The organism is Streptomyces sp. SID5643 (assembly GCF_009872555.1).
Lineage (GTDB): Bacteria > Actinomycetota > Actinomycetes > Streptomycetales > Streptomycetaceae > Streptomyces > Streptomyces iakyrus.
This window is the reverse complement of sequence record NZ_WWIC01000124.1, coordinates 80,303-98,855: the sequence shown is the minus strand read 5'-3', so window position 1 is coordinate 98,855 and position 18,553 is coordinate 80,303. Positions and strand designations below refer to the sequence as shown.

Below are 18,553 nucleotides of genomic sequence, written 5' to 3'. Positions count from 1 at the left end.
GATAGGTCTCGCCGGTGAGCTCGTCGCGCACCGGCACCGACTCGTCCCAGTCCAGGCCGAGTTGCGGCATGTCCAACGAGACCGTGGCCTCCTGGGCGTGGTGCGGGTCGAGGTTCGCGACCACCAGGACGGCATCGGAGCCTCTGCGCTTGCTGTACGCGATGAGCGCGTCGTTGTCGGTGTGGTGGAAGCGGAGGTTCCTGAGCCGGTGCAGCGCGGGGTGCTCCCGCCGGATGGTGTTGAGCCGGGTGAGGAGCCGGGTGATGGTGCGGCCCTCGCGTTCGGCGGCGGCCCAGTCGCGGTGCCTGAGCTGGTACTTCTCCGAGTCCAGATACTCCTCGCTGCCCTCCTTCAGCGGGGTGTTCTCACACAGCTCGTAGCCGGAGTAGATGCCCCAGGCCGGCGACAGGGTCGCCGCGAGCACGGCCCGGACCTCGAAGGCGGGCCGGCCGCCGTGCTGGAGGTAGGCGTGCAGGATGTCGGGGGTGTTGGCGAAGAAGTTCGGCCGCATGTAGGAAGCGGCCTCACCCGAGAGCTCCGTGAGGTACTCGGTCAGCTCCTGCTTGGTGTTGCGCCACGTGAAGTACGTGTACGACTGCTGGAAACCGATCTGGGCCAGGGTGTGCATCATCGCCGGACGCGTGAACGCCTCGGCCAGGAAGATCACATCCGGGTCGGTGCGGTTGACCTCCCCGATCACCCGCTCCCAGAACACCACCGGCTTGGTGTGCGGATTGTCCACCCGGAAGATCCGCACCCCGGCGTCCATCCAGTGCCGCAGCACCCGCACCGTCTCCGCGACCAGACCGTCCATGTCGGCGTCGAAGGCGATCGGGTAGATGTCCTGGTACTTCTTCGGCGGGTTCTCCGCATAGGCGATGGTGCCGTCGGGGCGGTGGTGGAACCACTCCGGGTGCTTCTGCACCCAGGGATGGTCCGGCGAGCACTGCAACGCGAAGTCCAGCGCCACCTCCATGCCCAGCTCCCGCGCCCGCCGCACGAAGGCGACGAAGTCCTCCAGCGTCCCCAGATCCGGGTGCACCGCGTCATGACCGCCCTCGGGCGAACCGATCGCCCAGGGCACACCCACGTCGTCCGGACCGGGGGAGAGGGTGTTGTTCTTCCCCTTGCGGAACGTGGTGCCGATGGGGTGGATCGGCGGCAGGTAGACCACGTCGAAGCCCATCGCCGCGATCGCCGGAAGCCTGCGCGCCGCCGTGGCGAACGTGCCGTGCGGCTGCTCGCGCGTGCCCTCCGAACGCGGGAAGAACTCGTACCACGAGCCGTACAGCGCCCGCTCCCGCTCCACCAGCAGCGGCAGCGGCTCACTGCTGGTCACCAGATCCCGCAGCGGATACCGCGCCAGGACCTCGTCCACCTCCGGCGTCAGCGCCCCCGCCAGACGGGCCGCCGCGGGGCGGTCCTCGTCCCGCAGGGCGTCGACGGCGGTGAGGATCACGTCGCGCAGTCCCTCCTCCTCGGGCACACCGGCGGCCGCCCGCTCGTACAGACGTGCGCCCTCCTCCAGGACGACGTCCGTGTCCATGCCGGCCGGGATCTTGATCTCGGCGTGGTGACGCCAGGTACCGACCGGGTCCCCCCAAGCCTCGACGGTGAACGTCCACAGGCCGGGTTCCCCGGCGGTGACCGTGGCGCCCCAGCGGTCCGTGCCCGGGGCCAGCTCCCGCAGGGGCGTCCACGGGCCGGGCCGGCCCCCGGGGTCCTTCAGGACGACATTGGCCGCCACCGCGTCGTGCCCCTCCCGGAACACGGTCGCCGAGATCTCGAAGGTCTCGCCGGTGACGGCCTTGGCCGGCCGGCGTCCCTGCTGGACCACCGGACGGACATCGAGTACGGGTATGCGCCCGACGGCGGTCGCGTTGCCAGGTGGTGGTGGCGAGGCCGGGGGACCGGCATCGGCCGGGCGCGCGGGGCGTGCTTCGCCGCCGGGCGCGCGCGCCCCGGTGGTGCGGCGGTTGGGGGGTGCTGGCGAATGGTGCTTGGCGGGCATGACCGCTCCTGTCCGCGTCAACGTGGGTGGGCGGAGGTCTGTGGGGAGGTGGGTCCTGCTTGGTGCTCCTGAGAGGGGTACCCGCAGGAGCCTTCCCACCCTATTCGGGTGGGCAATCCGGCACTTTGTTAACTACTCACGCGTATGTCGACACACAAGACCGGCCTCGTCCGCGACGGACGAGGCCGGCCCCTGGCATGGTTGCTCCTTCGCCCTACTCGCGCGGCACCCGCAGTAACTTGTCCGGCGAACCGGCTCCCCGGCCGGAGACCTTCCCGGTCGTGGCTCCGGCCGTCAAGGCCCTCCCGACCTGGGCCGGAGTGGCTTTCGGATGATCGTCCAGATAGAGCGCGGCGACGCCTGCGGCGTGCGGGGACGCCATCGAGGTACCCGAGTAGGTGGCCCGCGCGGTGTCGCTCGCGGCGGACGCGGAGGTGATACCGGCACCCGGAGCGAACAGATCGAGCGCCGGACCGTGGTTGGAGAAGGCCGATTTCCTATCCCCCCGGTCGGTCGCCCCGACCGTGACGGCCTGCTCGACGCTTCCCGGGGAGTACAGGCCGGCCGGCCTGCCGTCGTTGCCCGCGGCGACCGTGTAGGTGACGCCGGAGGCGATGGAGGCGCGGACGGCGGCGTCCAGCCGGTCGTTGCGCGGTCCGCCCAGGCTGAGGTTGGCGACCGCGGGCTTCCTCGCGTGCCGGGTCACCCAGTCGACCCCTGCGATCACCCGGGCCGTGGTGCCCCCGCCCGCGGCGTCGAGGACGCGCACGGAGACGATCCGGGCCTTCTTGGCGACGCCGTGGTCCGTCCCCGCGACGATGCCGGCGACGTGGGTGCCGTGGCCGTTGCCGTCCGCGGCGACCGGGTCGCCCCCGACGAAGTCCCAGCCGTGGCCCGCCCGGCCGGCGAAGTCCCGGTGGGTGGTCCGGACGCCGGTGTCGATCACGTAGACCGTCACCCCGGCGCCCGCCTTCCCGGGCCAGGTGTAGCTCCGGTCCAGCGGCAGCTTGTGCTGGTCGAGGCGGTCCAGCCCCCAGGACGGGGGGTTCCGGGTGCCGTCGAGCCGGACGCGGGTGTCCTGGACGACCGAGGCGACCCGGGGGTCCGCGGCCAGCCGCCCGGCCTGTCTCTCGTCCGCGCGGACGGCGTAGCCGTTCAGGACGGTGCCGTAGGTGTGGCTGATCTCCACCCCGTACCGTCCGGCGAGCTCTTTTCCGGCCGCCGACCCGGCAGGCGTGCCCTCCCTCAGCGTCACCAGGTAACTTCCGTGCACGGAGCCGGGTGATCCGGCGCCGAGTATCCGCCCCTCCGATGCGGCGTGCGCGGGCAGGGTGATGGCCGAAAACGCCGCGGCGCAGACCGCCGCCAGGCCCCCCGTCCGGCGCAGACGCCGCTCGCGCGTCCGAGCCATGGTCCGAGTTCCCCTCCTCGACTCGGCGTACGGCTGCCGCGCGGCGCCGCGAACGGCGGGCACGGGCCGGGTACGCCAGAGGCAGCCTCTCGTGACGCGTGAAGCACCACAAGGACGCCTATGGGTGCGGAATCGGCCATATCCGTGGATGGTGCTGTTCAGGCCGATCGGGCGGCGGGTGGCGGAGCTTCAGCGGCACAGGCACCGACGCCGGTACTGTCGTAGGAGACGTCGTCGAAGCCCTGCGAAATCCAGCGAACGCGCCGAGGTGGAACCCGTGAAGGCGATCCGTCGATTCACCGTCCGACCCGTTCTCCCCGACCCCCTCCGGCCCATCGGTGATCTGGCCCGCAACCTGCGCTGGTCGTGGCACGCGGAGACCCGTGACCTGTTCCGGTCGGTCGACCCCGAGCGGTGGGCCGCCTCGGGCGGCGACCCCGTCCGGCTGCTCGGCAGCGTGCCGCCCGCGCGGCTCGCGGAGCTGGCCGGCGACGGCCCGTTCCTGCGCCGCCTCGCCGCGGTCGCGGGCGATCTGCACGACTACACGACCGGCGACCGCTGGTACCAGACCCAGCCCGAGGAACTGCCCGCCGCGATCGCCTACTTCTCACCCGAGTTCGGCATCACGGCCGCCCTGCCCCAGTACTCCGGCGGCCTCGGCATCCTGGCCGGCGACCACCTCAAGGCGGCCAGCGACCTCGGCGTCCCGCTGATCGGCGTCGGCCTGCTCTACCGGCACGGCTACTTCCGCCAGACCCTGTCCCGGGACGGCTGGCAGCAGGAGCACTACCCGGTCCTCGACCCCAACGAGCTGCCCGTCGTCCAGCTGGAGGAGGCCGACGGCACCCCCGCCCAGGTCTCCCTCGCCCTGCCCGGCGGCAAGCGGCTGCACGCCCGGATCTGGCTGGCGCAGGTCGGCCGGGTCCCGCTGCTGATGCTGGACTCCGACGTCGAGGAGAACGACCTCGGCGAGCGCGGCGTGACCGACCGGCTCTACGGCGGCGGCAGCGAGCACCGGCTGCTCCAGGAGATGCTCCTCGGCATAGGAGGGGTCCGGGCGGTACGGACGTACTGCCGGCTGACCGGCCACCCCGCGCCGGAGGTGTTCCACACCAACGAGGGGCACGCCGGCTTCCTCGGTCTGGAGCGGATCGCCGAACTCTGTGCCGAGGGGCTGGACTTCGACTCCGCGCTGGAGTCGGTCCGCGCCGGGACCGTCTTCACCACCCACACCCCCGTCCCGGCCGGCATCGACCGCTTCGACCGCGAACTGGTCGCCCGGCACTTCGGCCCCGACGCCGAGCTGCCCCGCATCGACGTCGACCGCATCCTGCGGCTCGGCATGGAGAGCTACCCCGGCGGCGAGCCCAACCTCTTCAACATGGCCGTGATGGGCCTGCGTCTGGCCCAGCGCGCCAACGGCGTCTCCCTGCTGCACGGCAACGTCAGCCGCGAGATGTTCGCCGGCCTGTGGCCCGGCTTCGACGCCGACGAGGTGCCGATCACCTCCGTGACCAACGGCGTGCACGCTCCCACCTGGGTCGCCCCCGAGGTGTTCCGGCTCGGCGCCCGGCAGGTCGGCGACCGGCGCGCCGAGGACGCGCTGACCGTCGGCGGCTCGGACCGCTGGGACGCGGTCGCCGACATCCCCGACCGGGACATCTTCGAGCTGCGCCGGGTGCTGCGTGAACAGCTCGTCGAGGAGGTGCGCGAGCGGCTGCGGGCCTCCTGGCGGCAGCGCGGCGCCCACACGGCCGAGCTGGGCTGGATCGACGGCGTCCTCGACCCGGACGTCCTCACGATCGGCTTCGCCCGGCGCGTCCCGTCGTACAAGCGCCTGACGCTGATGCTGCGGGACCGGGACCGGCTGATGGACCTGCTGCTGCACCCCGAGCGGCCGGTCCAGATCGTCGTCGCGGGCAAGGCGCACCCGGCCGACGACGGCGGGAAGCGGCTGGTGCAGGAGCTGGTGCGGTTCGCGGACGATCCGCGGGTGCGGCACCGGATCGTGTTCCTGCCGGACTACGGCATGGCGATGGCGCAGAAGCTGTACCCCGGCTGCGACATCTGGCTGAACAATCCGCTCAGGCCGCTGGAGGCCTGTGGTACGTCCGGCATGAAGGCGGCGCTCAACGGCTGTCTCAATCTGTCCGTCCTCGACGGCTGGTGGGACGAGTGGTTCCAGCCCGACTTCGGCTGGGCCATCCCCACGGCCGACGGTGCCGGGACCGACCCCGACCACCGCGACGACATAGAGGCCGCGGCGCTGTACGACCTGCTGGAGCAGCGGGTGACGCCCCGCTTCTACGAGCGCGGGCAGAGCGGGCTGCCCGACCGGTGGATCGAGATGGTCCGGCACACGCTGAGTCTGCTCGGGCCGAAGGTGCTGGCCGGGCGGATGGTCCGGGAGTACGTGGAGCGGCTCTACGCGCCCGCGGCCCTCTCCCACCGGTCCATGGGGCCGGACGCGGCGCGGGATCTCGCCGAGTGGAAGGAGCGGGTGCGGGCGGCCTGGCCGGGCGTCACGGTCGACCACGTGGAGACGTCGGCGTCCGACGCGCTGGCCGAGCTCGGCACGACGCTGGGGCTGCGCGTACGGGTCGCCCTCGGCGATCTCGGGCCGGACGACGTCGATGTCCAGGTCGTCTCGGGACGGGTGGACGAGGAGGACCGGATCGGTGACGCGACGGTCGTGCCCCTGAAGCCGGTGGGCTCCGCCGATCAGGAGGGGTGCTGGGTTTACGAAGGGCCCTTGTCGCTGGATCGCACCGGGCCTTTCGGGTACACGGTGCGGATCCTGCCCGCGCATCGGCTCATGGCTTCCAGCGCGGAGTTGGGGCTTGTGGCCGGGCCGAGCGAGGAGCTGGTGGCGGCTGCGGGGTTGTTGATGCGGTAGTTCGCCGTCTGCGGGTGCGTGGGGGCTTGGCGCGCCCACGCGGCGGAGCCGCACATCGGTACAGCCCCGCGCCCCTAAGTGGGCTCACCGTCCTGCGTCGCAAGGTTCCGCAGGACGGTGCCGCACCGTCGCGCGTACGCGTGCTGGAAGCCTCTGGTCGCCGGGCCGCCCGCCTTCGCGTACCACTTGGCGGCCCGGCTGAACGCGTTCACCGTCAGCCACACCGTGCCGTCTCCCGTGCGGTCGACCACGAAGGACTCCTCCCCCGTCTCCGGGTGGCCGGGCAGCGTGCCGTAGGCCCAGCCGGCGCGGCGGGGTTCCTCGACCGTCCAGACCACGCGGCAGGGGGCCTTGATCATGCCGGCGAGGGTGACGGTGACGTCCACGCCGGGGGCGGCGCGGTCAGCGGTCGCGTCGATGCCCACGCCCATGGCCCGGTGCATCTCCCAGGTCAGGACCGCGTCGGAGGCCCGGCGGAAGACCTCCTCGCCCTCGCCGAGGCGGGTGCGCACGTTCATGGGGTGGAAGCCCGGCGGGCAGAAGCCCTGCTCGCGGGTGGCGCCGACATCGGCGTAGGTGAAGTCCTGCGGATCCGTAGAAGACACGGTCCCCAAGAGTAGGGCGGTACCCGGACCCGCTTCGGGTCCGGGTACCGCCCATGGTCGTGCTTCGGTCAGCCGACGTTGACGGCCGACCAGGCGGACGCGACCGCCTTGTACTCGGTGCTGCTCGCTCCGTACAGCGCCGAGGCCGCGTTCAGGGTCGCCGTGCGGGCGGCCGCGTACTTGGTGGTCGACGTCATGTACGTCGTCAGCGCCTTGTACCAGATCTGCAGGGCCTTGGTCCGGCCGATGCCGGTGACCGTGGAGCCGTTGGACGTCGGCGAGTCGTAGGCCACGCCGTTGATGGTCTTCTTCCCGCTGCCCTCGGACAGCAGGTAGAAGAAGTGGTTGGCGGGGCCCGAGGAGTAGTGGACGTCCAGGCCGCCGAGGGTGGAGGACCAGCTGTCCTTGGAGGAGCCGTCCTTGCTGGGCTTGTCCATGTGGCGCAGCGGGCTGCCGTCGCCGTTGATGTCGATCTCCTCGCCGATGAGGTAGTCACCGACGTCCGAGGAGTTGTTCGCGAAGAACTCCGCACCCGCGCCGAAGATGTCGGAGGTGGCCTCGTTCAGCCCGCCCGACTCGCCGCTGTAGTTGAGACCCGCCGTGGCCGACGTCAGACCGTGGCTCATCTCGTGCGCGGCCACGTCGAGCGAGGTGAGCGGGTGGGTGTTGCCCGAGCCGTCGCCGTAGGTCATGCAGAAGCAGCTGTCCGACCAGAAGGCGTTGACGTAGTTGTTGCCGTAGTGGACGCGCGAGTAGGCGGCCTTGCCGTCGTTGCGGATGCCGCTGCGGCCGAAGGTGCTCTTGTAGAAGTCCCAGGTGACCTGGGCGCCGTAGTGGGCGTCGGCCGCGGCCGTCTCCAGGTCGGCCGCATTGCCGGTGCCCCAGACGTCGTCCGGGCCGGAGAAGAGGGTGCCGGTGCCGGAGGTGCGGCGGTTGAGGTTGTACGTCTTGTGGCCGCCGCGCGTGCCGTCGGTCAGGGTGTACGCCGATCCGGACTTGGTGGTGGTGAGGTCGACCTTGCCGCTGTACGTGGTGGTGCCGGTGCCGGTCTCGATGGCCTGGTACTCGTACAGCTTCCTGCCGTCGGCGGCGTCGGTGACGACGTGGAGTTCGTTCGGGGTGCCGTCCTCCTGGAGGCCGCCGACGACCGTCTCGTAGGCGAGGGTGGGCTTGCCGTCGGCCGCCCAGATCACCTTGCGGGGCGCGGAGTCCGCCTCGGTCTTCTCCGAGCCGGCCGCCTTGGCGAGGGTCACGGCCTGCTTCTCCGCCTTGGCGGCGGTGACGGCCGGCTTGAGCGTGGCGACCTTGAGCGTGGCCTTCGTCGCTCTGGTGACGCCCCGGGCCGCGCCGGACTTCGACTCGTGCACGACGAGGTCGCCGCCGAGGACCGGCAGACCGGCGTAGGTGCGCTCGTAGCGGGTGTGGACGGTGCCGTCGGCGTCCTTCACGACGTCCTTGACGACGAGCTTCTCCTGGGTGCCGAGGCCTATCTCGTCCGCGGTCCGCGGGGCGTCCGCCTGCTGCTCCCGGATGAGCGCGGTGCGGGCGGGCGCGGAGAGCAGGACGGGGGCGGCGGCGAGCGCCGGCTTGCTCGCGGAGTCGGCGGCGACGCTGCTGCCGGGGGTCAGGCCGGTGGTGAGCAGGGCGCCGGCGGCGACGGCGGTGGCGATGGCCAGCGTGGCGCGCTTGTGACGCGCGTAGAGAGGGGAGGTCACGCAAGCTCCTAGGTGTGGGGGAAGTGCTGGGGTGCTGTGCGGCGTGGGGGAAGAGTGGCACTTGGGACGCGTACATGTCAGGAGTGGGCGTGATGTTGGCCGGAACTCGACGACCGGATGTACGCGAGGGAACGTGAAACGGACGCCGCCCCGGGGGATTCGAACCCACCGGGGCGACGCCCTGACGTGAGAGGCCTACGGGCCTGTGATCAACGGGCCCAAGGGCCCGCCGTCTACGGGAACGTCAGCTTCCAGCTGTTGATGTAGCCGGTGTCGGCGGCCGCGTTGTCCTGGACCCGCAGCTTCCAGACGCCGTTGGCCACCTCGGAGGAGGCGTTCACCGTGTAGGTGGTGTTCAGGTTGTCCGCGCTTCCGCCGGTGCCGTACCCCTTCAGCGTGTACGCCGTGCCGTCGGGGGCGACCAGGTCCACCTTGAGGTCACCGATGTAGGTGTGGACGATGTCCACCGCGACCTGGAGGTTGGACGGCGCGTTGCCGGTCCGGCCGGAGACGGTGACCGAGGAGGTGACCGCCGCGCCCCGGTCCGGGATCGCCACGTCGGCGGTGTTCTCGAAGGACGTGCCGCCGCCGCCTCCGTCACCGGGCCGGGCGCCGACGTTGATGCCCGCCCACGCGTGCTGGACCGCCTTGTACTCGGCGCTGTCGGTGCCGTACAGCTCACCGGTGGCCGCGAGGGTGCCGGTGCGGGCGCCCGCGTAGTTGGTGGTCGAGGTGAACTTCGTCGTGAGCGCGCGGAACCAGATCTTCTCCGCCTTGTCCCGGCCGATACCGGTGACCGGAAGGCCGTCCGAGGTGGGAGAGTTGTACGTGACACCGTTGATGGTCTTGGTGCCGCTGCCCTCGCTCAGCAGGTAGAAGAAGTGGTTCGCCGGGCCGGACGAGTAGTGCACGTCGATCGAGCCGATGCCCGAGTACCAGCTGTCCTTGGACGAGCCGTCCTTGCTCGGCTTGTCCATGTAGCGCAGCGGCGTGCCGTCGCCGTTGATGTTGATCTCCTCGCCGATGAGGTAGTCACCGACGTCGGAGGAGTTGTTCGCGTAGAACTCGACCGTCGAGCCGAAGATGTCCGAGGTCGCCTCGTTCAGACCGCCGGACTCGCCGCTGTAGTTGAGGCCGGCGGTGTTCGAGGTGAGCCCGTGGGTCATCTCGTGCGCGGCCACGTCGATCGACGTCAGCGGGTTCGCGTTGCCCGAGCCGTCACCGTAGGTCATGCAGAAACAGCTGTCCGACCAGAAGGCGTTGACGTAGTTGTTGCCGTAGTGGACCCGGGAGTAGGCGCCGACGCCGTCGCCCTTGATGCCCGAACGCCCGTGCACGTTCTTGTAGTAGTCCCAGGTGAGGGCGGCGCCGTAGTGCGCGTCGGCGCCCGCGGACTCCAGGTTGGAGGGGGTGCCGTTGCCCCAGACGTCGTCCGGGCCGGAGAACAGGGTGCCGGTGCCGGAGGTGCCGCGGTTGAGGTTGTACGTCTTGTGGTTGCCGCGGGCGCCGTCGGTGAGGTTGTACGTCGACCCGGACTGGGTGGTGGTGAGGTCGACCGTGCCGGAGTACACCGTGTTGCCGGTGCCGGTCTCGATCGCCTCCCACTCGAACAGTTTCTCGCCGGTGGTGGCATCGGTGACGACGTGCAGTTCCTGCGGGGTGCCGTCGTGCTGGAAGCCGCCGACGACCGTCTCGTAGGCCACGACCGGCTTGCCGTTGGCGGCCCAGATCACCTTGCGGGGCGCGCGGTTGATGCCGGCGTCCTTGGCCTCGTCGGCCTCGCCCGCCTTCAGGGCCTGCTGCCGGGCCTTCGCGGCGGACACGGCGGTCTTCGTCGTCGCCGGCTTGATGGCGGCGCGGGTGGCCTTCACGACGGCCGCGGTGGCGTCCGCCTTCGTGCTCTCGACGACCAGGTCGCCGCCGAGGACCGGCAGGCCCTCGTAGGTGCGCTCGTAGCGCGTGTGAACCGTGCCGTCGCGGTCCTTGAGGACATCGCGGACGACCAGCTTCTCCTTGGCGCCCAGGCCCAGGTCCTCGGCCGTCTTCGCCTTGGCGGCGTCGGCCTCGCGGATCAGTGCGGCGCGCTGGGCGGGGGTGAGCCTGACCGACTCGGAGCCGGGGTTCGCCTTGCTCGCGGCCGACGGTGCCATCGTAGGGGCTGCGACGGCGGTGCCGCCCTGCACGGCTGCGGCGATCAGCGCGGCGACGCCGGCGAGGGCCACGGCCGCGGTGCGGCGGGGGGTGTGGGGAGTGCGTCTGTGGGAGGTGCCTCTTCGCGAGGAACTGCTTCTCAACACTGACTCCTTCTGCGGGACCGGGGGTCGCCCGGCCTGGGGAGGTGGAGGTGTTGCTGTGGGGTTCCTGTGGAGCAGTCGTGGGAAGCGTGGCAGGGGAGCGCGCTTTCTGTCAGGACCGCGTCAAAAGTATGGCCGGAAACGGTTCGTTGTCCGGAAGTTCATGTTCGCTATACGGACACTTCGCCGCCGTCGGGTACATCACCGTGCCAGGAGTGCCACAGTGCCGCGTATGCTCCGCCGGCCGCCACCAGCTCGTCGTGCGTGCCGAGTTCGGTCAGCAGTCCGTCCTCCATCACGGCCACCCGGTCGGCGTCGTGCGCGGTGTGCAGCCGGTGGGCGACGGCGATGACGGTACGTCCCCGGAGAACGGCGGCCAGGGCGCGTTCGGTGTGCCGGGCGGTCGCCGGGTCGAGCAGCGCGGTCGCCTCGTCCAGGATCAGGGTGTGCGGATCGGCCAGCACCACCCGTGCCAGGGCGAGTTGCTGGGCCTGCGAGCCGTCGGCGCGGTGACCGCCCTCGCCCAGCGGGGTGTCCAGCCCCCGCGGAAGCTCCCGCACCCACGCCTCGGCGCCGACCACGGCCAGCGCGTCCCACAACTCCTCGTCCCCGGCGGACGGTTCGGCGATCCGCAGATTGTCGCGGACCGAGCCGAGGAACACGTGGTGCTCCTGCGTGACCAGGACGACCTGGCGGCGCAGCCGCTCCGGCCCGAGCTCCACCACGGGCACGCCCCCGACCGTCACCGTCCCGGCGGTCGGCGCGTCGATGCCCGCCATCAGCCGGCTCAGCGTGGTCTTGCCGGCGCCGGACGGCCCGACCATGGCGAGCCGCTCCCCGGGCCGCACCGTCAGATCGACGCCGCGCAGCACCTCGGCACCCCCGTCGTACGCATAGCGCACCCCGGTGACGTCGATCCGGTCACCGTCAGGATCCGGACCGTCCTCCTCACCGGTGGCCCGCGGCGCCCGGGCCAGCCCCTCCACCCGGGCGAACGAGGCCCCGCTGCTCTGGAGTTGCTCCACCCGCATCAGGACTTCGTCCAGCGGCCCGCTCAGCTGGTGCAGGTACAGGGCCGCCGCCACGACCGCCCCGAGGCTCATCGCACCCGACGTGTACAGCGCTCCGCCGATCACCAGCACCCCCGCCACGGGCAGCACATAGGAGACCTCCACCGCCGAGAAGAACACCGACCGCAGGAACAGCGTGTGCAACCGCGTACGCCGGGCCCTCTCCAGTGCGTCACGGCTCGCCGCCGTCCGCCGTTCCTGGAGCCGGAACGCCTCCACCGTGCGTGCCCCGGCCGCGGTCGCCGCCAGTATCTCGGCGACGTCCGAGGTGGCCCTGCCCTCGGCGAGATAGCCTTCCCGGGCCCTGAGCAGGTACCAGCGCAGCGCCAGCCAGATCGGTGTCAGCCCGAGCATGCCGAGGGCGCCGAGCAGCGGGTCCAGCAGGAACACGGCGCCGACCAGGAACAGGGCCTGTACGAGGTTGATGAGCAGCATCGGACCGGCGTCCCGCAGCGTGTTGCCCACGGTCGTCACGTCCGAGGTGCCGCGGGCCGTCAGATCGCCGGTGCCGGCGCGTTCCACGACCGACGCGGGGAGCGCGAGTGCGCGGTCCACGAACCGTTCGCGGACGCGGGCGAGGGTCCGTTCGCCGAAACGGTGGCCCACGGAGCGGGCCCAGCGGGCCAGGAACAGCTGTGCGAGAGCGCAGAGCAGGAGGACGAGGGCCAGGCGGTCGACGGCGGCCACGCCGCCTCCCGCCCGTACGTCGTCGATCATCCGGCCGAGCAGCCAGGGACCCGCGAGACCGGCGACGGCGGCAAGGGCGTTGAGGCCGAGCACCGTGCCGAAGGCCCGGGCGTCGGCCCGTACGAGGTCCAGCAGGGCCCGCCGTACATCGGTGCGCTCGGCGACGGGGAGGTGTCCCCGGCTCATCGGACGGCCTCCTCGGTGTCCCTGGCCACCAGGGCGCGGTAGCCGGGGGTGGTGTCGAGCAGTTCATGGTGGGTGCCGGTGGCCGCGAGCTTGCCGTCCTGGAGGAAAAGGACGGTGTCGGTGTGGTCGAGGACCAGGGGGGAGGTGGTGGTGACGACCGTGGTGCGGCCTCTCCGTGCTTCTCTGAGCCGGGCTGCGACTTCGGCTTCCGTGTGGGCGTCCAGGGCCGAGGTGGGGTCGACGGCGAGGAGGACCTCCGGGTCGGCGAGGAGGGCTCTCGCCAGGCGGATGCGCTGGCGCTGGCCTCCGGAGAGGTTGCGGGCCCGGGCGTCCATGGGGGTGTCCAGGCCTTGGGGGAGGGCCTGCACGACGTCCTCGGCTGCTGCTGTGTGGAGCGCGGTTCGGATGGCCGGTTGTCCGCCGCGGGCGGATGCGGGCCGTTCGTGGCTTGCCGCGCCCCGCGGCGGAGCCGCACCTCGACACGGCCCCGCGCTCCTGGAAGACGGGGCGAGCATGTCCCGCAGGGTTCCCGCGAACAGGTCGGACTCGTGGTCCGCCACCACGATGTGCGCCCGGACCTGGTTCAGGGCGATCTCTTCCAGCCGTGTTCCACCCCAGGTCACGTCGGACGGGGCGTAACGACCCAGGCGGTCCACCAGGGTCGTGGCGTCCGCGGGGTCTTCGGCGACCAGTGCCGTCAGGCGGCCCGGCCGGATCCGCACGCCGGACCCGGGGTCGTACAGCACCGAGGGTTCGGCCGGGGCGTCCCGGGTGCCGGTGTCGGCCATCGGCTCCAGGCGCAGGAAGCCCACGACCCGTCGGGCGCACACCAGGCCGCGGCTGATCTGGTAGCCGCACTCGACCCAGAAGGACACCGGCCGCACCAGCATCGCCACGAAGCCGTACACCGAGACCAGCTGGCCCACGGTGATGTCGCCCCGCGCTGCCAGGCGGGCAGCCATCCAGGTCACCACCACGAGGAACACGGTCGGCAGGCCCATGCCCAGGGCCTGGACCCAGCTGGTCACCGCGCCGACGCGGTAGCCCTGCTCGCGCAGCCGCTGTGAGTCACGGCGGAAGGCGTCCGCCACCAGGCCCTTGCCGCCCAGTCCGCCGAGGACCCGCAGGCCGCCCGCCAGGTCGCCGATCCGTGCGGTCAGGACACCCTGCCGCTCGCGGTACTCGGTCTCGGAGCCCTGCAACCGGCCGAGCAGCGGGCCGACGAGCAGGACCATGACCGGGATGCCGAGCAGTACCACCACGGCGATGACCGGGGAGACCGACACGAGCATGACCGCGACCACCAGGTAGGCGACGACCGCGCCGATGCCGGGACCGACGACCGTCAGGGCCTGGCTGATCGTCTGTACGTCGGCCACGCCGATCGTGACGACCTCGCCGGTGCCCATCTGCCGCGAGAGGGAGGAGCCGAGCCGCACCGCATGCCCGACGACGACCTTCACCGTGCGGAAGTTGGCGTCCATGCGGACGCGGGTCATCGTGCGGTGACGCATGGTGCCCAGCCAGGCGTTGAACGCGCCCACCGCGAGCAGCGCCCCGCTCCAGGCGGCCAGGGCGCCCATGTCGCGGGGGCCGAGACCGTCGTCGATCGCCCGGGACATCAGGTACGGCGTCGCCGCCAGCAGCACCATCCACACGCTGCCGAACATCGCCCCGGCGGCGCACCGTCCGGGCTGCCGGGTGACCAGCCACCACAGGTAGCGGGCGCCGCCACGGCGGTCGGGCGTGCCGGGGTCCTCGTACGCGTCGATCATCCGTCCGCCCTCCTGTCGCCGCCGCTACGCCAGACTGTCCCGCCAGGCCCGGTGCAGATCCGCGAACCTGCCCGTGCCCGCGACGAGTTCGGACGGTTCGCCGTCCTCCACGATCCGGCCGTGCTCCATCACCAGGACCCGGTCCGCGATCTCGACGGTCGACAGCCGGTGCGCGATGACCACGGCCGTACGGCCCTTCAGCACCGTCGCCATGGCGCGCTGCACCGCACGCTCCCCGGGGACGTCCAGTGAGCTGGTCGCCTCGTCGAGGATCAGCACCGCCGGGTCGGCCAGCAACGCCCGGGCGAACGCCACCAGTTGCCGCTGCCCGGCGGAGATGCGGCCGCCCCGCTTCCGTACGTCGGTGTCGTAGCCGTCGGGCAGGCTGCTGATGAAGTCGTGCGCGCCGATCTCCTTGGCGGCCTGCTCGATCTCCTCGCGGGTGGCGTCCGGGCGTCCGATCGCGATGTTGTCGGCGACCGTGCCGGAGAACAGGAACGCCTCCTGCGTCACCATGACCACCCCGCGCCGCAGTTCGGGCACGGCGAGGTCGCGCAGGTCGACGCCGTCCAGCAGCACCCGGCCGCCGGAGGGGTCGTAGAACCGGGCCAGCAGCTTGGCCAGGGTCGACTTGCCGGCGCCCGTCGAGCCCACGACCGCGACCGTCTGCCCGGCCGGGAGGGTGAGGTCGAACGCGGGCAGCACCTCGCCGCCGGTGCGGTAGCCGAAACGGACGCCGTCGAAGACCACCTCGCGGCCGGGGTGCTCGCCTTCGCGCGGCGGGAGCTGCCGGGGAGTGGCCGGCTCGGGGACCGTCGGGGTCTGGGCGAGCAGGCCGGCGATCTTCTCCAGCGAGGCCGCCGCCGACTGGTAGGAGTTCAGGAACATCCCGAGCCGGTCGATGGGGTCGTACAGCCGCCGCAGGTACAGGACCGCGGCCGCCAGCACGCCGAGGGCCAGTGTGCCGTCCGCGACCCGGTAGGCCCCCCACAGCACGATCGAGGCCACCGCCGTGTTGGCGACCAGCCGGGAGCCGGTGACGTAGCGGGCCATCTCCAGCAGCGCGTCACCGTTGACCCGTTCGTGCCGCCGGTTGAGCTCGCCGAAGTCCGTGTCGTTGGCGGCCTCGCGGCGGAAGGCGCGCACCGGCCGGATGCCGTTCATCGTCTCGACGAACTTGACGATGACGGCAGCGATGGCCGTCGACCGCGCCCGGTACACCCGGGCGGCCCGCCGCCGGTACCACCGCACGAGCGCGTACAGCGGCACCAGCGACGCCACCGCCACGCCCCCGAGACCCAGGTCGAGCCAGAGCAGCATCGCCGAGATGTAGACGAAGGAGAGGACGACCGTCACGAGCTCGTGGAGGCCCTCGTCCAGCAGTTCGCGCAGCGACTCCACGTCGGCCGTGGAGCGGGAGATGAGCCGGCCCGAGGTGTAGCGCTCGTGGAAGTCGACGCTCAGTGCCTGCGCGTGGCGGAAGATCCGGCCGCGCAGGTCGAGCAGCACGTCCTGGCTGACCCGGGCCGCGGCGGCGACGAACGCGAACTGAAGCCCGCCGGCGGCCAGCGCGCAGCCCAGATAGCCGGCGCCCACCGCGATCAGCGGCCCGTGGTCCTGCGCCCGGAAGGCCGGTACGGCACGGTCGATGGCGTACGCCACGAGCAGCGGGCCCGCCTGCACGACCGCCTGCTGGAGCAGCAGCAGGAGCGTGGTGACCGCGACCCGGGCCTTCAGGGGCGCGAGCAGGGAGCGCAGCAGGGCTCCGGTGGCGCCCGGCGGAGTGGGCAGGAGGTCCCGGTCGAAGGGGTCGCCGGTGGCGGCGGGCCGGTCGCCGGGTTGCCGGCCGGACCGGTCGTCGGGCTTGCTGCCGGCCGGTGCGCCGGTCGCCGCCGTCATCGTGCGCCCTCCTCTTCCCCTGACATCAGATGTGCGTACTCGTCGTTCGTGCGCAGCAGTTCGTGGTGGGTGCCGACCGCGGCGATCCGGCCGCCGGACAGCAGCGCGACGCGGTCGGCGAGCAGCACGGTGGAGGGGCGGTGCGCCACGATCAGGGCGGTGGTGTCCGCGAGGACCTGCCGCAGGGCGGCCTCCACGGCGGCCTCGGTGTGCACGTCCAGGGCCGACAGCGGGTCGTCCAGGACGAGGAACTCAGGCTGCGCCACGACGGCCCGGGCGAGCGCGATGCGCTGGCGCTGACCGCCGGACAGGCTGAGGCCCTGCTCGCCCACCGGGGTGTCCGTCCCCTGGGGCAGGGAGTGCACGAAGCCGGCCTGGGCGACGGCGAGCGCGCGCTCCAGGTCGGCATGGCCGGCGGTGTCCTTCGCCCCCATGAGAACGTTGTCGCCCACCGAGGCGGAGAACAGCGTGGGCTCCTCGAAGGCCACGGCGACCTTGGTACGCAGCGCCTGCCTGGACAGGTCGGCGATGTCGACGCCGTCGAGGGTGATGCGGCCCGAGGTCAGCTCGTACAGGCGCGGGATGAGCGCGGTGAGGGTGGTCTTCCCGCTGCCGGTGGCGCCGACCAGTGCCATGGACTCGCCCGGACGGATGTGCAGGTCGATGTGCTGAAGGACGGGCGGACTGCCGGGCGGCGCGTCGGGGTAGCGGAACCGGACGTCGTGGAAACGGAGTCCCCTGTCCCGGACTTGCCCGGTGCCGGCACCGGTGCAGGTGGCCGAGCCGGGGGCGGTGGCGGGCGGGGCGCCCGCGGCTCCCTCCACCTCCGCGTCCATCACCTCGAAGTACCGCTCCGTGGCCGTCGCCGCCTCCTGGCTCATCGCCAGCAGGAAACCGATCGACTCCACCGGCCACCGCAGCGCCAGCGCCGTCGACAGGAACGCCACGAGCGTCCCCGCCGACAGAACGCCGTCGGCCACCTGGACGACCCCCACCACCAGCGCCGCCCCGATCGCCACCTCCGGCAGCGTCACGATGACGCCCCAGATCGTCGCCAGCAGCCGCGCCTTGCGCAGTTCCGTGCCGCGCAGCGTCTTCGACAGGTCCCGGAACGCCCGCTCCTGGCTCCGGTGGCGGCCGAAACCCTTGATGATGCGGATGCCGAGCACACTCTCCTCGACGACCGTCGTCAGGTCGCCGACCTGGTCCTGGGCGCGCCGGGCCAGCTTCGCGTAGCGCCTCTCGAAGATCACGCACGTGACCATGACGGGGACGGCGGGCCCGAGGATGACCAGCCCCAGCGTCCAGTCCTGGAGCAGCATGATGATCACACCGACGAGGATCGTCACCCCGTTGACCAGGAGGAACGTCAGCGGAAACGCGAGGAACATGCGCAGCAGCATCAGGTCGGTCGTCCCCCGGGACAGCAACTGCCCCGAGGCCCACCGGTCGTGGAAGGCCACCGGCAGCCGCTGGAGGTGCCGGTACAGAGCCGCCCGCATCGACGCCTCGACGTGCGAGAGCGGCCGGGCCACCAGCCAGCGCCGCAGCCCGAACAGCAGGGCCTCCGTGAAACCGAGCAGCAGAAGGTACAGCGCGCCGAGCCACACGCCCGCCGGATCCCGGTCGGCGATCGGCCCGTCCACCATCCACTTCAGCGCGAGCGGGATCACCAGACCCACGCAGGAGGCGACTATCGCGACCAGCGCGGCACTGAACAGCCGCGCCCGCACGGGCCGCACGTACGGCCACAGGCGCAGCAGCGTACGCACGGCGGAACGGTCCTGGGCGGGGGCAGGTGTCGTGGCCATCAGCAGCGAGCCTACGGATCGCCACTGACACTGCCCACCGGGTTTCGGCCGGACCCGGGTCGGCCGTTGGTCCTACGACCTGGGGGTTCGACGGGTCGTACGGCCGCACGGGCCGGGTCGTAGGGCCGCATCAACCGATCGGATGATGTCCGTTCGAGCGCGACGGCCGATGTGGCGGGCCCCGCCCCGCCGG

General features: G+C 71.9%; 10 protein-coding genes. 1 reads left to right on the top strand and 9 read right to left on the bottom strand.

The genetic code is table 11. The features are described from left to right. Both GTY56_RS15955 and GTY56_RS15950 read right to left on the bottom strand, forming a co-directional pair. Nucleotides 1-2,011: alpha-1,4-glucan--maltose-1-phosphate maltosyltransferase (locus GTY56_RS15955; RefSeq protein ID WP_161366040.1), on the bottom strand; the 2,011-nt coding region annotated here is incomplete at its 3' end. A 214-nt stretch (nt 2,012-2,225) separates the two neighbouring features. After that, on the bottom strand, nt 2,226-3,422 hold the full coding sequence (locus GTY56_RS15950; protein ID WP_161366039.1) for a S8 family peptidase: 1,197 nt from the start codon (nt 3,420-3,422) through the stop codon (nt 2,226-2,228). Nucleotides 3,423-3,699: 277 nt separating this feature from the next. Here GTY56_RS15950 and GTY56_RS15945 point away from each other — a divergent pair, with 277 nt between their 5' ends. Next, entirely contained in the window at nt 3,700-6,318 is a 2,619-nt protein-coding gene (locus tag GTY56_RS15945; protein ID WP_161366038.1) for an alpha-glucan family phosphorylase, read from the top strand. 74 nt (nt 6,319-6,392) lie between these two features. Here GTY56_RS15945 and GTY56_RS15940 read toward each other — a convergent pair whose 3' ends face one another. The 7 genes from GTY56_RS15940 to GTY56_RS15910 form a co-directional block, all read right to left on the bottom strand. After that, on the bottom strand, nt 6,393-6,923 hold the full coding sequence (locus GTY56_RS15940; protein WP_524540106.1) for a DUF1990 domain-containing protein: 531 nt from the start codon (nt 6,921-6,923) through the stop codon (nt 6,393-6,395). A 68-nt stretch (nt 6,924-6,991) separates the two neighbouring features. Continuing rightward, on the bottom strand, nt 6,992-8,638 hold the full coding sequence (locus GTY56_RS15935) for a M4 family metallopeptidase (RefSeq protein WP_161366036.1): 1,647 nt from the start codon (nt 8,636-8,638) through the stop codon (nt 6,992-6,994). Nucleotides 8,639-8,871: 233 nt separating this feature from the next. Further along, a complete protein-coding gene (locus tag GTY56_RS15930) occupies nt 8,872-10,932 on the bottom strand; it encodes a M4 family metallopeptidase (protein WP_161366035.1) in 2,061 nt (686 codons plus the stop codon). Nucleotides 10,933-11,102: 170 nt separating this feature from the next. After that, nucleotides 11,103-12,875 carry an ABC transporter ATP-binding protein gene (locus GTY56_RS15925; RefSeq protein WP_161366034.1) on the bottom strand — a complete coding sequence of 591 codons (1,773 nt, stop codon included), beginning with the start codon at nt 12,873-12,875 and terminating at the stop codon, nt 11,103-11,105. Further along, the gene (locus GTY56_RS15920) at nt 12,872-14,650 is read right to left on the bottom strand and encodes an ABC transporter ATP-binding protein (RefSeq protein WP_161366033.1); all 1,779 of its coding nucleotides are present in this window, start codon (nt 14,648-14,650) and stop codon (nt 12,872-12,874) included. Before GTY56_RS15920 ends, GTY56_RS15925 begins: the two co-directional genes overlap by 4 nt. A gap of 24 nt (nt 14,651-14,674) precedes the next feature. Further along, nucleotides 14,675-16,549 (bottom strand): ABC transporter ATP-binding protein, encoded by a 1,875-nt coding sequence (locus GTY56_RS15915; RefSeq protein WP_161366032.1) that lies wholly within the window; start codon nt 16,547-16,549, stop codon nt 14,675-14,677. Beyond that, the gene (locus GTY56_RS15910) at nt 16,546-18,360 is read right to left on the bottom strand and encodes an ABC transporter ATP-binding protein (RefSeq protein WP_161366031.1); all 1,815 of its coding nucleotides are present in this window, start codon (nt 18,358-18,360) and stop codon (nt 16,546-16,548) included. Before GTY56_RS15910 ends, GTY56_RS15915 begins: the two co-directional genes overlap by 4 nt. Nucleotides 18,361-18,553: the final 193 nt, after the last annotated feature.

What these genes read in the sequence shown, in the direction of transcription:
- GTY56_RS15915 (WP_161366032.1), bottom strand. Translation starts at nt 16,549, where the DNA reads ATGACGGCGGCGACCGGCGCACCGGCCGGCAGCAAGCCCGACGACCGG.
- GTY56_RS15925 (WP_161366034.1), bottom strand. Translation starts at nt 12,875, where the DNA reads ATGAGCCGGGGACACCTCCCCGTCGCCGAGCGCACCGATGTACGGCGG.
- GTY56_RS15920 (WP_161366033.1), bottom strand. Translation starts at nt 14,650, where the DNA reads ATGATCGACGCGTACGAGGACCCCGGCACGCCCGACCGCCGTGGCGGC.
- GTY56_RS15950 (WP_161366039.1), bottom strand. Translation starts at nt 3,422, where the DNA reads ATGGCTCGGACGCGCGAGCGGCGTCTGCGCCGGACGGGGGGCCTGGCG.
- GTY56_RS15910 (WP_161366031.1), bottom strand. Translation starts at nt 18,360, where the DNA reads ATGGCCACGACACCTGCCCCCGCCCAGGACCGTTCCGCCGTGCGTACG.